Source organism: Brevundimonas sp. (assembly GCF_003248455.1).
In the GTDB taxonomy this organism is placed as follows: domain Bacteria; phylum Pseudomonadota; class Alphaproteobacteria; order Caulobacterales; family Caulobacteraceae; genus Brevundimonas.
On record NZ_QFNM01000018.1, the window covers coordinates 1 to 14,996 of the forward strand.

The following is a 14,996-nucleotide window of genomic DNA, read 5'->3' on the forward strand; positions in this document are numbered from 1 at the left end:
TGATCAGCTCCGCCGCACGGCCGCTCCCGCCGGCGCAGCAGATCGGCTATCAACCCCCTGGGCTCTCACAATGATCGAGGGAACAGAGGGGGCACGTCAGCGGCTGTGCGCACATCCCGACCAAGCGCGACCGCAAGGTCCAACGCTCCATCGATCCGGCGATCTATCGACAGCGCAACGTCGTCGAGCGCTACTTCTGCAAGCTTAAGCATTTCAGACGCGTAGCGACCCGCTTCGACAAGCTGGCCAGAAACTTCCTCGCAGCCGTCCTGCTCGCTTCAACACGACTATGGCTCAGGGCTTATGAGTCCAGAACCTAGACGCGCGGCGGCACCGTCCGCACCTTGTCCCCCTGGGCCATTGCGTCAGGCGGGTTGTCGACGACCCGCGCGTCTTCATCGACACCGGCCAGTATCTCGACGGTCTTGCCGGTATCGCGGCCGATCCTGACGGCGTGAATACTGACGCGATTGTCAGGCCCAAGGACAGCGACGACCGGGCCCTCGGAGGTGAATAGCAGCGCCGTGGCGGGTACATGCAGACTGTCGCCCACTTCGAGGTCGGAGAACTCCACCTGGGCGTAGGCACCGGGCTTGAGCTCGCATTTGGGATTGGCCGTCTGCAACTCGACCAGCACGGTTCCCGAGCGCACATCGACCGAATCCGCGCTCCGGGTCACGACCATATCGAACTCGCGATCCGGGTATTCGGGCAGACGCATTTTCGCAGCCGTTCCGATCCTCAGGCTGGCGGAAAGGGATTGGGGCACATTCACATAGATCCGCACCCGGTGCGTATCCGAAACGGTGAACAGCGGCTCGGCCGTGGTGGCGCCGGCAGCCACCAGCGCCCCGACCTGGGCCGATCGGCTGGTGATCACGCCCGAGAAAGGCGCCTGTAGACGCGTGAACCCGCGTTGCGCCTCCAACCGGCGCATATCGGCCAGCCGGGCGTTCGCCACTGCGGCCACGGCGGCATAATCCCCGACCTTTTCATCCGTCGCCTGCTGGGAAACCACGCCGCGGGCCAGCAGGGCTTTCCAGCGATCCGCTGTCGTGCGGGCCAGATTCTCATTGGCTTGCGCCGTCTGATATTCGGCGCGCGCCACGGCCAGTTGTTCGTCGAGTTCCGGGGCCGCGAGCACGGCGAGCGTCTGCCCCGCGCTCACGACATCGCCGATGTCGACGAACCAGGCTCTCACATAGCCGTTGGTGCGCGCATGGATCGGCGCGCTGTTCAATGCCTGGATCACCCCGGGCAGTATCAGGCCGTCTTCGGCACTCACCTTCTGGGGCCGCACCACGGCCACGGTGGGCAGGGCGATGTCGGTGGAAATCGCCTTCAGGTCGCGGTCGTTGGACGCGCGTGTAGACACACCGAACGCCACGACAGCCAGCGCCGCCAGCACGGCTCCGATCCCCAGGCGCTTCAAGGTCAGGACTTTCGGCTTTGAACCGACTTCGAGGGGTTCAGGCATGGGGCGAGGCAAGCTCCGGTGCGATCGCCTTGTGACGGCGGCGATGGTGAATGGAGGCGAACACGGCCGGTACGAAGAACAGGGTCGCGAACGTGGCGACCACGAGCCCCCCGATGCCTGCGCGGCCCAGCGGCGCATTCTGTTCGCCGCCTTCTCCCATGCCGATCGCCAGCGGCAGCATGCCGATGATCATGGCGAGCGCGGTCATCAGGACAGGGCGGAAGCGCACGGCTCCGGCCTCGATGGCCGACTGGATCGGGTCGCCGGTGGCCGCCAGACGCTCACGCGCGAAACTGACCACCAGGATGGAGTTGGCCGTCGCCACCCCCATACACATGGTCGCTCCGGTCAGAGCCGGAACGGACAGGGTCGTTCCGGTGGCGAAGAGCATCCAGATGATTCCCGCCAAAGCTCCCGGCAGGGCCATGATGATGACGAACGGATCGGCCCAGCTTTGGAAATTCACGACGATCAGAAAATAGATCAGCACGATGGCGACCAGAAGACCCAGGCTCAGCCCCCTGAAGGCGTCGTTCATGGTCTTCACCTGCCCGCGAACCGTCACCGTAACCCCCTTGGGCTTTTGGGCTTCCAGATTCTTCAGCGCCTTGTCGACATCGGCCGCCACGGCGCCGAGATCGCGTCCCGCGGTGGTCGCGAAAACGTCGACGACGGGCTGGATGTTATAGTGGCTGATGATCGGCACGGTCGTCGCACGTTCGAACCTCGCAATCCCCCCCAGTGTCTGGGGCGGTGATCCATTCACGCCGGATATGGGGATGTTGCGCAACTCATCCATCGAGTCGACCCGGTGTTCCGGGGTTTGAGCGACCACCGAATAGGACACGCCGTTTTCGGGATTCAGGAAGAAGACCGGAGAGGACTGGGACGTACCGGCCAGTGAACTGCCCAGACTGGTGGTCACGTCCCGTTCGGTCAGCCCATACTGGCCGATGCGCGAACGATCGACATTGACCTTGATCTGGGGCGCCCGGTTGCCCTGATGAATGCGTGCGTCAGCCAGGCCGCGTATGCCACGCACCTCTCGCAACACCTTTTCCGCATAGGCGTAGTTGGCCTCACGATCGCGCCCGGAAACCTGGATGTCGATCGGCGCAGGGCTTCCGAAATTCAGGGTCTGGCTTGTTATGTCAGCCGGCAGGAAGGCGAAAGTGCTGCCCGGAAACTGGCGCGGAAGCTGGGCGCGCAGGGCCGCCACATAGTCGCGGGTCGGCCGATGCCCCTCCTTCAGCTGGACGAGGATGTCTCCGTCCTGTGGCCCGATACTGCCCGTCATATTGTAGAGGACGTTCAGTGAACTGCCCGGCAGCCCGATATTATCCGTCATCGATCCGATCTCATCGGCCGGAATGACCTGGCGGATATGCTTCTGAACACGATCCAGCTCCGCAGCCGTCTCTTCGAGGCGTGTTCCGGCGGGCGCACGGACGTGCAGGGCGATCTGCCCGGCATCCACCTCAGGAAAGAAGTTACGACCCAGAAACGGCGTCAAACCGAGTGACAGGATGACCACCGCCACGAAGCCGACGATGAATATCTTGCGGCTGCCGACGGTGCGGGCCAGCAGGTCCGCATAGCGGGCTCGAAAGCGTTCAAAAAGAACCTCGAACCGGTGCTGGAAACGCACGAGCGGTGACCAGAGCCGCGCCATTCGGCCAGGTCTGGGAGCGTGGTCCTGCGGCCCCCGATCCGCCTTCGGCACATGCGGTTTCAGCAGATACATCGCCATTGTCGGGACTAGGGTTCGCGAAAGGATGAACGAGGCGATCATCGCAAAAATGACGGACAGGGCCAGCGGAACGAACAGGAATCCGGAGACGCCCGGCAGGTAGAACATCGGCACGAAGACGATGCAGATGCACAACAGCGACACGAAGGCGGGCCCGACGATCTGTGCGGCCCCGTCGAGGATCGAGGCGGTCACGCCCTTGCCCTGCTCCAGATGCCAGTTGATGTTTTCGATCGTCACGGTGGCGTCGTCGACCAGGATGCCGACCGCCAGCGCCAGTCCCCCCAGGGTCATGACGTTGAGGGTCTGGCCGGCGCTGTAGAGAAGCGCGATCGCCGCCAGGACGGACAGGGGGATGGAGACGGCGATGATGACCGTCGATCGCCATGAGCCCAGAAAGAGCAGGATCATCAGGGACGTGAGCGCCGCAGCGATGACGCCTTCCTTAATGACCGCGTCGACCGCGGCCCTGACAAAGATCGACTGGTCGCCGATGACGTCGGCCTTCAGGTTTTCCGGCAGCCCTTCCAGAATCTGTGGCAGCTTTTCACGCACATTGTCGACGATGGCGATGGTGGACGTCGTTCCATTCTTGAGCACCGTCAGCAGCGCAGAGCGGCGGCCGTTGACGTGGACGACATTCGACTGGGGGCCGCTGCCGTCGCGCACCTGGGCGACATCGCGCAGATAGATGGTGGCGCCGTCCACCATCTTCACCGGAATGTCGTTCATCTCCTCCACCGAGGCCGGGGCGTTGTTCAACTTCACGGCGTATTGCAGGCTGCCGATCTTCGCCACGCCGACCGGGTTGATCTGGTTCTGGGCGGCGATCGCCAGACCTATGTCCTGGGCGGACAAACCCTTGGCCTGAAGCGCGGCCGGGTTGAGGTCGATCTGGATCTGGCGAGAGCGACCGCCGTAGGGGATCGGAACCGCCACGCCCTGCACAGTGGTCAACTGGGTCCGGATCTGGTTCTGGCCGAGGTCGAACAGTTGCTGCTCGGACAGACCGTCGCCCGACAGCGCGACCTGCACGATCGGCACGGTCGAGGCGCTGTAGTTGACGATCAGCGGCGGCGTCAGGCCCGGCGGCATCTGTCGCAGCGTGCTCTGGGAAACGGCTGTGGCCTGTGCGGTAGCCGCCTGCAGATCGGCGCCGGGCTGCAGGAAGACCTTGATGATCCCGTAGCCCTGGATCGAGTGCGCCTCCATATGTTCGATGTTGTTGACTGTGGTCGTCAGCGACCTCTGGTGGATAGACAGTATTCGACCGGCCATCTCTTCGGGGGGCAGGCCGGCGTACTGCCAGGCGACGCCCAGCACGGGCACGCGGATCTCGGGGAAGATATCGACCGGCATTCGCAGCGCAGCAAATACGCCTGCGACCGCGATAAGTATGGACATCACGATGAAGGTCAGGGGTCGCTGCAACGCAATACGGACGATCCCGATCAAGACGCGGCTCCAACAATGACACAAGACGGGAACGGCTCAACGCATACGCATTTTGCACTGCACCATTTGTCCCGTCCGAAGCTTTCTGCGCGAACCTCCCGTCGGTCAAGGCGCGCCAGGCCCAGCCCGGGAGCGGCGGTCCGGCCATGGAGTGCGTCACACCGTCTCCGGCCGAAAGCCGAAACAGGTCCACGCCAAAGCAAAGACCGCCACATCCTCAAGTAAATGTATTATTTTCCGATATTTATAGGAAAGTTAGCAGGGCGGCGTCGCAAGACCGGGGTCGGGCTTTTTACAAGCCGTGAGCATGAGGTCACAAAAACATATCGCCATTTCCTGGCGTCGGGCCGGCTGCCGGGCCTTTATTTCGCGGAGTTGGGATCGTGAGCAGCGGTCAGGGCTGTCGGCCTTCTCCCCGCTCACAATTCGTCGGCATGACCCCACAAAAACATATCACTATTCGACCCAGCCGCTCATCCGTCATCGTTTCTCCTTGTATTGTCCGGGGCGCTTGAAACGTCCATGCCCGATACATCAAACATCAATTTTCAGATCTGAATCTGATAGAATATGGATGCATTTTCAAACGCCTTCTCACCCTCCGTTCGCGTCTCGAATATAAAGCCGTCGCCCATACTTTCGCTTTCTCAAAAGGCGAATGAAATGCGGGTGGATGGCGCCGACATCATCGATCTGACGCTGGGCGAGCCCGATTTCGACACCCCGGATCACGTCAAGCAATCAGCCCAGGATGCGATGTGGTCGGGGAAGACCAGATACACGCAGCTGACCGGTGCGCCCGACACCATCGACGCCATTCTGGCGCGCATCTCGATCACCTATGAACTCTGCTTCCAGCGCCAGAACGTCATCGTCACGAACGGGGCGAAACAGGCGCTGCACAACGCGTTTTCGGCGACGCTGAATCCCGGCGACGAGGTCATTCTGCCGACCCCCTACTGGACTACCTATCCGGACATCATTCGTCTGGAGGGTGGCGTCGTCCGTGAGGTTCCAGGCCTGTGGAGCCTGGACAAGGGATGGCGACTGGATATCGCGGCGATCGAACGGGCGATCACCCCCCGAACGCGCTGGATCCTGCTGAACTCACCCTGCAATCCCTCGGGCGCAGTCTATTCTCCGGAAGATCTCGCCGCGCTGGCCGGGCTTGTGGCGCGTCATGACGGCTTCTGGGTCATGAGTGACGACATCTATCAGGACATCGCATTCCCCGCGCCGGCGCCGATGTTCGCCGCCCGGCACCCTGAAGTCGCGGACCGGACGCTCATCATCGGAGGCGTTTCAAAGGCCTATGCGATGACAGGCTGGCGGGTCGGCTGGGCCGTCGGGCCTGCGGACCTGATCCGGGCCATGGCGGCCGTCCAGAGCCAGACGACATCGGCGCCGAGCTCCATCAGCCAGGCCGCTGCAGCCATCGCCTTGCGCGGGCCACAGACCAGCGTCCTGAACATGGTTGCAGAGTTCAAGGCGCGCCGGGACGTGGTGGTTGACCGCCTGAACGCCATTCCCGGACTGGAATGCGCCTTGCCGGGCGGCGCCTTCTACGCCTTTCCGCGCATCACAGGCGCGCTCCATCATCTGGGACTGGGTTCGGATACCGAGTTCTGTGACGCCTTGCTGAATGCCGGGGTGGCCGCAGTGCCGGGATCAGCATTTGGCGCGCCGGGATTCATCCGGCTTTCGTACGCCGCTTCGATGGCGGAGCTGGAAGGCGCCTGTGACAGGATTGAACAACTATGCGCGCAGGTCTGACCCGCGCCCGCATGGAGACGCCGGATCAGGGGGGAGTGGGCGCGCGGTCGACTTCGATTGGCGGCGCCGTTGGGATTCCGGTCGGCGTTCTGCCGGGCGGCTACTGAAGCAAAAGAGGGGATGCTGATGCGACATCTATTCACGATCGCCCTGGCCAGCGCGGCGGTACTGCTGACACAGCCGGGCGAGGTCTCGGCCCAGACTTCGGGCGTCACCTCGCCGGCACAGGCGTTCGGCTTTCCTATCGGGGCCGACTATTCGCTGATCAACTACGATCAGGCCCAGGAATACTGGCGCCGTATCGATGCCGAATCCGATCGGGTTCAGGTCGTCTCCTTGGGCAAGACGGCCGAGGGACGCGATCAGTTGATGGCGATCGTGTCTTCCCCGGAAAATCTGGCCAAGCTTGACACCTACAAGAGTATCGCCCGCCGGCTGGCGCGCGCGGAAAACCTGACGGAAGCCCAGGCGTTGGAACTCGCCCATGAAGGCAAGCCGGTCGTCTGGATCGACGGCGGCCTCCATTCGACGGAGACCGTCGGCGCCCAGCAGATTACCCAGACGCTCTATGAGCTGGTGAATGGCGACGATGCAGAGACCACACGGCTTCGGAACGATCTGGTCATTCTGCTGGCTTTCGCCAACCCCGACGGCATGAATCTCGTTTCCAACTGGTACATGAGGAACGCGGATCCCGCGCAGCGGGAGATGCGTAATATTCCTACGCTCTACCAGAAATATGTGGGACACGACAATAATCGTGACTTCTACATGTCCAACATGCCCGAGAACATAAACATCAATAACGCCCTCTACAGGGAGTGGTTTCCCCAGATCGTCTTCAACCACCACCAGACAGGCCCTGAGGGGATGGTGGTCTTCATTCCGCCATTCCGCGACCCGTTCAACTACAATCTCGACCCGCTCGTCATCCTCGGCCTTGATGGCGTCGGGGCCGCAATGAACACCCGCCTCATCAGCGAAGGAAAGGCAGGCTCGGGTCGCCGCAGCGTTGCGACCTATTCCAACTGGACCAGCGGCACGCTGCGGTCGACGGCGTTGTTCCATAACTCCGTCGGCATCCTGACCGAGATTATCGGAGATCCGACCCCCTACGACCTGCCGCTCGTGGCGCGCCAGCAGCTCGCCCGCAACGACCTGCCGATGCCCATCGCTCCACAGAAGTGGCACTTCATGCAGTCGATCGAATACTCGCTTTCGATGAACAGGGCCGTGCTCGACTACGCCTCAAGGAATGCCGAGGCGGTTCAGATGAGCATCTACCGGATGGGCGCCAACGGCATCGAAAGCGGCCAGCGCGACAGCTGGACCACGACGCCGAAGGATATCGCCCGGCTTGAGGCCGCCGCCCGGAGCGGTCCGGCCTTTGCGCCGACGGGAGCCCGCTATAGCGCCGGCGGCGCCGGAACGGTGATCAACCCCACCCTCTATGATACTGTGCTGCACGCCCCCGAGGCGCGCGATCCGCGTGGGTACGTCATCCCGGCGGATCAGGCCGACCTGCCGACGGCGGTCGCGTTTGTAAATGTTCTGATCAAGGGCGGGGTCGATGTCGAGCGCGCGACGAGCACGTTCACGGTGGGCGGAAAGACCTATCCCGCCGGAAGCTATGTCGTGAAGACGGCGCAGGCCTATCGCGCCAACATCCTCGACATGTTCGAGCCCCAGGACCATCCCGACGACATTCCCTTTCCGGGTGCGGCGCCGACCCCGCCCTACGACGTCAGCGGCTACACCCTCGCCTATCAGATGGGCGTCAAGTTCGACCGCATTCTCGACGGGTTTGACGGTCCGTTCCAACGCGTCAACGACGTCATGGCGCCGCCGCCGGGTGAGATGTCAGGCCGCGGCCGGGCCGGCTTCATCATCAGCCATGAAGTCAACAACACCTTCATCGTTCAGAACCGGCTGCTGAAGGCAGGAGCCGAGGTGTTCTGGCTGTCCGACCCGATCACCGTCGACGGTCAGAGCTTCGGTCCCGGCGCCCTGTGGATTCCGGCCGGGGAAGGCGTGCGCGACATTGTCGCCAAGGGCGCACAGGATCTGGGAGTCGATGTCCATGCCGTCGCGTCGGCCCCGAGGGGCGAGCGCCTGAAGCTGGCTCCGGTCAGGATCGGCCTGGTCGACAAATACGGCGGCGTCATGCCGTCTGGCTGGATGCGCTGGCTGTTCGAACAGTATGAGTTCGACTTCGACGTCGTCTTCCCGCAGGAAATCGACGCTGGCGGCCTCAAGGACCGCTACGATGTTCTGGTCTTCTCAACGGACTCCATCGCCAGCCGTCGCGCGTCGAGCCAGCCTGCGCCGGAAACGATCCCGGCGGAGTTCCGGCCCATGCTGGGAACCATCACCCCCGAGCGTTCGACGCCGCAACTGGCCGCGTTCGTCAGGGCCGGTGGATCGATCGTCGCCATCGGCAACTCCACCTCCCTGGCCAGCCAGTTGGGCCTCCCTGTTCGCAGCGCCCTCGTCGAGACCGGACCGGGCGGTGAGACGGTCGAACTCCCGCCGGCGAAGTTCTTCATCCCCGGGGCGATCATGACCAACAAGGTCGATCCTTCGGACCCTCTGGCCTATGGAATGAGCGACACGGTGGACATCTACTTCCACAACAGCCCCTCGTTCCTGCTCGGTCCGGCGACGGCGGATGCGTCGGTCCGGCCCGTGGCCTGGTTCGCCTCCCCCGACACCCTGCGCAGCGGCTGGGCATGGGGTCAGGCCTATCTCGACAAGAGCGTGTCGATCGTCGACGCCAGGCTCGGTCAGGGACGCGTGTTCCTGATGGGGCCGGAAGTCGTCCAGCGCGCCCAGTCGCATGGAACCTACAAGTTCCTGTTCAATGCGCTGATGTTCGGGCCCGCCGAGGCGAAGGCGAAGTCCGCCGACTGAGGTCGTCCTCGCGGCGACGGCGGGCGCCTTCGGCGGCCCGCCGTTCGCTGTCAGAAACGGTTGCCGGGCATGCTGGCGATGTTCAGCACCCATTCCGTGAGGTCGTGAAGCGGCCCGGAACCGCCCCTGTCCTCCGGGACAACCCAGTAGTAGGCGTTCTCGCTCTGCAGTTCGATGTCGAACGGGGCGACCAGATCGCCGGAGTCGAGTTCGTCGACAATGAACATGGACGGCAGGATCGCGACGCCCAGGCCCGCCTGGGCGGCCTGTCCGAGCATCGAAAACTGCTCGTATCGAGGCCCTGACAAGGCGGAGTGCATTTCCAGACCGGCAATCTCGAACCAGTTGGCCCAGGCCATCGGGCGGGTGCTGAGATGCAGCAGCGTCCCCCTGGCCAGATCCGCAGGCGAGGTTATCCCGTGGTCCTCGAGGTATTCGGGGTTCGCAACCACCACCATCACCTCGCTCATCAGGTGATGGGTGACGCCGCCCGGCCAGGCCGCCCGGCCATAGTGGATGGCGGCGTCAAAAGGCTCGGCCCCGAAATTGAAGGGCTGCAGTCGCGCCGAGAAGTTGACGGTCACGTCGGGATGCGACTTCATGAAGCTCGGCAACCTGGGCACCAGCCACCGCGAAGTGAAGGTCGGCAAGACCGCGACATTCAGCACCGTCTCGAGTTCCGAAAAGGACATGGCGCGTTGGGTCGCGTCGCGCAGATCGTCCAGAATTCGTCTCGCGTCCTGCATGTAGATAGACCCGGCCGCCGTCAGTACGACCTTTTGTCGAACGCGTTCAAACAACTGCGTGCCGAGCGACTCCTCAAGGACACGGATGTTCCGGCTGATGGCGCTCTGGGTCAGGTTCAGTTCCGCGGCAGCGCGGGTGAAACTGCCATGACGTGACGCCGCCTCGAAAGCGAGCAGATCATTGATTGAGGGCAGTAGCGCCTGCCTGCTCATTCACAATACTCATGACGTGATCGAAACATATCATTTTTCCACGGCGCTCACTCGGGAGAGCATACATATCAGCACTAGAAGTGTTGCCCCGAAAGCCCGAAATGCAACAGGACCAGACAATCCCGCCTCTTGCTGCGCAGAACTCTTCGTCTGTGTTCGGAATAACGCACCCCTCGGCCGCCGGTCCGGCGCGCGGATGTGAGGCGCAGAAGGCATGAGCGGTTCGGCGCCGCCTTCAGCAGAAATTCCAACGGCCGAAAGGCCGCGATCGCTTCTCCGCCGCTGGTGGTTCGACATCCCGCTCTGGCAGCGAATTTTGGCCGCCCTCGTACTCGGCGCCGTTCTGGGTTTCTTCTGGGGCGAGGGCGTCACCCAGATCAAATGGATCGGCGACATCTTCGTTCGGCTGATCCGGATGCTGGTGGTGCCGCTCGTGTTTGTCACCATCGTCGCCGGCATGTCGGCGATGGGGGACATCACCCGCCTGGGTTCGATCGGCGGAAAGACGCTGGCGCTCTACCTGTTCACGACCCTGCTGTCGGCGTGCCTCGGCCTGTTTATCGGCGGACTGCTCAAGCCGGGCGTCGGGGTCGATCTGGCCGGGGTCGTCCCCCAGGTGATGGCGACCGGGTCGACGTCTCTGGCCGAGCAATTCATCAGCATCGTCCCGACCAACCCCATCGCCTCTCTGGCGCAAGGCGAAATTCTGTCGGTGATCTTCTTCGCGCTTCTTCTCGGCGCCGGAATTCTTGCGGTGGGAGACGCCGCCCGTCCCGTGGTCAGCCTGTTCGACGCCGGCTCCCAGATCCTGCTCAAGGTCACTCATTTCGTCATGGAGACCGCCCCGTTCGGCGTCCTGGCGCTCATCGCCTGGGTCATGGGGACCAGCGGCCCTTCAGCCTTCTTCCACGTCTTCATCCTCGCCGTGTGCGTGCTGATCGGCTGTACGGTGCAGATCCTGTTCATCCACGGAGGGGTTGTGCGCCTGTTGGCGAGACTGCCCGTACTGCCCTTCTTCCACGGCATCATCGATGTGGTGGTGGTGGCCTTCTCGACCTCATCCAGCGCGGCGACCCTGCCCGTCTCCATGCGGGTGGCGGTCAGAAACCTCGGCGTCAGCCCGATCGTCGCCTCGACCGCCCTGCCGATCGGCACGACCGTCAGTATGGACGGCACCGCCATGTATGTCGGCCTTCTGACCATGTTCGCGGCACAGATCTTCGGCGTTTCTCTGGACCTTGGTCAGTTCGTCGCCGTTATCCTGGTAACGACCTTGGTCGCCGTCGGCTCCGCCCCCATCCCCTCCGCCTCGCTGTTCCTGCTCGCCGGCGTGCTTCAGGTGATCGGCGTGACCGCAGAACAGACGGCGCTGATCGTTGGCTTCATCCTGCCCTTCGACCGCATCCTCGACATGATGCGGACAGTCCCGAACTGCACGGGAGACCTCGCCGTCGCCGTAACGGTCGCGAGGGCTGAGGAAGAACTGGATCGAGGGGTCTATATGGATCTATCGGATGAATAGAGCCCCAAGAGAAAACAGGGACAATAAAGTTCAATCGTAATACTTATTATTGTCCATGGTGAGAATGATAATCAGACCCAATTCAGGTGTCTGAGGCAGAAACTATAATAATACCATAGGGAAAGACACTACTCCGGAATGGCCATAGCTGGTGCTTCAAAATAAAAAGTCAAAAGAATGGCAAAATATCTTGTCACAGATTCTTTTTGATCTAATAGTTTTCAAATGCTGCACTGCAATATGATCTGATCGGAACGTCATTCTGACGTCCGCTTCTGCAGCCGTATGGAGGACGTAGTGAAGTTCAAACGAAGCACTCTAACCGGTGTCGCAGCGACATTTGCATTCTTGTCCGCGTTTCCCGCCGATGCCCAGGCCCCCGCGCTGCGCCAATCCGAGATCGCAGCAATCACCGCCCCAGCGCAGGCCTTCCCGCAAGACCCGGGCTCTGACTACTTTCTGGCCAACTACACACAGTATGAAGCCTACCTCAAACAACTTGCGAGTCAGTCGAACCGGATGAAGTTGAGCAGCTTCGGCGTATCCGCCGAAGGCCGCACCCAGTGGATGGCCATCGTTTCCTCGCCCGAGAACCTGGCGAACATGGAACGCTATCAGGACATCGCCCACAGGATGGCGAAGGCTGAAGGCGTGACCGAACAGGAGGCCGCGCAGCTGGCCGCCGAGGGCAAGGCCATCGTCTGGATCGACGCCGGCCTGCACTCGACCGAAACCGTCACGACCCAGAGCCAGATCCAGATCCTCTATCGTCTTCTGACGATGAACGACCCTGAGACACTCCGCACGCTCGACGACGTCATCATCATCTTCGGCCACGTCAATCCGGATGGAACCGAACTGGTCGCCAACTGGTATATGCGGAACCAGAATCCGGAAGACCGTGAATTCAGATACATTCCAAGACTTTACCAGAAATATACCGGCCACGATAACAACCGCGACTCTTATATTTCAAACATGCCCGAGACGGAGAATGTGAACCGCGTTCACTTCCGCGAGTGGTTCCCCCAGATCATCTTCAATCAGCACCAGACCGGCCCTCGCGGCATGGTGGTGTTCATTCCGCCGTTCCGGGACCCTTTCAACTACAACTATGACCCCCTGGTCATGACCAGCACGACCGAGGTCGGCATGATCATGCACAGCCGCCTGATCTCGGAAGGCAAGGCCGGGTCAGGCATGACCAGCGCGGCGCCCTATTCGACCTGGCACAACGGCATGTATCGCTCGACGCCGTACTTCCACAACTCGGTCGGAATACTCACCGAGATCATCGGCGGACCGACGCCCGAGGCCATCCCGCTGCTGCCGGACACCCAGATCGCGCGGGGCGAGGAACCCATGCCGATCTCGCCGCGCATGTGGCACCTGCGGGACTCGCTGGAATACCAGTGGAGCATGAACCGGGCGGTCATCGACTACGCCTCCCGCAACCGCGAGCGCCTGTTGATGGGCATCTATCGCATGGGCGCGAACAGCATCCAGCGCGGCAACCAGGACAGCTGGACGATCACGCCTCAGGATATCGACGCCCTGAAGGAGGCCGGCGCCGGCACTGTCGCTCCGGACGCCGAAGGCACGGCCGAATACATGCGTTCGCCCGGTCAGGTGTCCTCGGAACTCTACGACACCGTCCTGCGTGATCCCGCGAAACGCGACGCGCGCGGCTACATTCTCAACCCGGACGAGCAACGCGACCTGCCCACGACGGTCGCGTTCCTGAACGCCCTGATCAAGAGCGGCGTCGATGTCGAGCAGGCCACCGCGGCGTTCACGGTCGGCGGCAAGCGCTATCCGGCCGGATCGTACGTCGTGAAAGCGGCCCAGGCCTATCGTCCGCATGTCATGGACATGTTCGAGCCCCAGGACCACCCGCACGACCTGGCCTATCCGGGCGGCCCTCCGAAACTTCCCTACGACGTCGCCGGCTACACCCTGGCCTACCAGATGGGCGTGTCGTTCGACCGTATCGTCGAAGGCTTCGAAGGCCCGTTCCAGGATGTCGCCGATGAACTCCCCTCTCCCAGGGGAACCATCACCGGATCCGGCCGCGCCGGCTGGCTAGTCGGTCACGAGACCAACAACAGCTTCATCCTGACCAACCGCCTTCTCAAGGCCGGCGCTCCGGTCTTCTGGACCAAGGGCGACACCCGCGTTGCGGGCGTGGAATTCGAACCTGGCGCCATCTGGGTGCCGGCCTCGCCGGAGGCCGCCGCGATCATGAGCGCCGGCGTGGTCGAACTGGGCGTCGACGCCCAGGCTGTCGCCTCGGCGCCGCGCGTGGAGACCCTAGCGCTCAAGCCGGTCCGCATCGGGCTGGTGGATCGCTACGGCGGCGTGATGAGCTCGGGCTGGACCCGCTGGATGCTGGAACAGTACGAGTTCCCGTTCGAGGTGGTCTATCCGCAGGCCCTGGACGGCGGAAACCTGAACAGCAAGTTCGACGTGCTGGTCTTCACCGACGGCACGACCCCGGCCCTGCGCGGCGGCCCGTTCCGGTCCGGCCGCGGAGGCGAACAACCTGCGCCCGAGGCCATTCCTGCAGAGTATCGCGCCTGGCTGGGCGAAGTCACCGAGCAGAAGACCCTGCCCCAGATCGACGCCTTCGTTCGGGGCGGCGGCACGATCCTGACCATCGGGGGCGCGAACCGTCTCGCCTCCCTGTTGAACGCTCCGGTGGAGCCCGCCCTCTTCCGGGAGGTCAACGGCCAGCAGACGGTGCTTCGCAACGAAGACTTCTTCATCCCGGGATCGATCCTGCGCGCCCGGATCGATAACAGCCAGCCTCTGGCCTACGGCATGCCCGACGAGGCGGACGTCTTCTTCTCGAACGGCCAGACCTTCCGTCTGAACGGCCCGGCGGCCCATTCGATCGCCTGGTTCGACACGGCGACCGCCCTGCGGAGCGGTTGGGGTCATGGTCAGGAGCAGCTGAAGGACACGGTCGCGATCGCCGATATCGACATCGGCGAAGGCAAGTTGTTCGTCTACGGCGCCGAGGTCATCCAGCGTGCACAGCCGCACGGAACGTTCAAACTATTCTTCAACGGCCTTATCTACGGTCCAGCCAGCAACGAAAACAAATAGGGTAGGTATAAAAACTAGGTATTTGTGGCCGAGGTTGCAAAA

General features: G+C 62.7%; 7 protein-coding genes and 1 pseudogene. 5 read left to right on the top strand and 3 right to left on the bottom strand.

What is annotated here, in order from left to right; all coding sequences use genetic code 11:
* Window positions 1-107: 107 nt before the first annotated feature.
* Window positions 108-320 (top strand): annotated as a pseudogene (locus DI624_RS08235) (transposase); the annotation flags it as partial.
* Here the strand turns inward: DI624_RS08235 and DI624_RS08240 are convergent.
* Window positions 317-1,477: an efflux RND transporter periplasmic adaptor subunit gene (locus DI624_RS08240; protein ID WP_291537305.1), complete on the bottom strand. Its 1,161-nt coding sequence runs from the start codon at window positions 1,475-1,477 to the stop codon at window positions 317-319. The pseudogene DI624_RS08235 and the gene DI624_RS08240 overlap by 4 nt on opposite strands.
* On the bottom strand, window positions 1,470-4,682 hold the full coding sequence (locus tag DI624_RS08245) for an efflux RND transporter permease subunit (RefSeq protein ID WP_291537306.1): 3,213 nt from the start codon (window positions 4,680-4,682) through the stop codon (window positions 1,470-1,472). Before DI624_RS08245 ends, DI624_RS08240 begins: the two co-directional genes overlap by 8 nt.
* 663 nt (window positions 4,683-5,345) lie before the next feature.
* Here DI624_RS08245 and DI624_RS08250 point away from each other — a divergent pair.
* Together DI624_RS08250 and DI624_RS08255 are read left to right on the top strand one after the other, a co-directional pair.
* On the top strand, window positions 5,346-6,455 hold the full coding sequence (locus tag DI624_RS08250; protein WP_291537307.1) for a pyridoxal phosphate-dependent aminotransferase: 1,110 nt from the start codon (window positions 5,346-5,348) through the stop codon (window positions 6,453-6,455).
* Between the two features lie 57 nt (window positions 6,456-6,512).
* Window positions 6,513-9,365 carry a M14 metallopeptidase family protein gene (locus tag DI624_RS08255; protein ID WP_291537308.1) on the top strand — a complete coding sequence of 951 codons (2,853 nt, stop codon included), beginning with the start codon at window positions 6,513-6,515 and terminating at the stop codon, window positions 9,363-9,365.
* Between the two features lie 50 nt (window positions 9,366-9,415).
* Here DI624_RS08255 and DI624_RS08260 read toward each other — a convergent pair whose 3' ends face one another.
* Window positions 9,416-10,324, bottom strand: coding sequence for a LysR substrate-binding domain-containing protein (locus tag DI624_RS08260; RefSeq protein WP_291537309.1), 909 nt, complete (start codon window positions 10,322-10,324; stop codon window positions 9,416-9,418).
* A gap of 214 nt (window positions 10,325-10,538) precedes the next feature.
* Between DI624_RS08260 and DI624_RS08265 the strand changes: the two genes are divergently transcribed.
* Window positions 10,539-11,846 carry a dicarboxylate/amino acid:cation symporter gene (locus tag DI624_RS08265; RefSeq protein ID WP_291537310.1) on the top strand — a complete coding sequence of 436 codons (1,308 nt, stop codon included), beginning with the start codon at window positions 10,539-10,541 and terminating at the stop codon, window positions 11,844-11,846.
* Window positions 11,847-12,194: 348 nt separating this feature from the next.
* Window positions 12,195-14,954: a M14 metallopeptidase family protein gene (locus tag DI624_RS08270; protein ID WP_291537311.1), complete on the top strand. Its 2,760-nt coding sequence runs from the start codon at window positions 12,195-12,197 to the stop codon at window positions 14,952-14,954.
* Window positions 14,955-14,996: the final 42 nt, after the last annotated feature.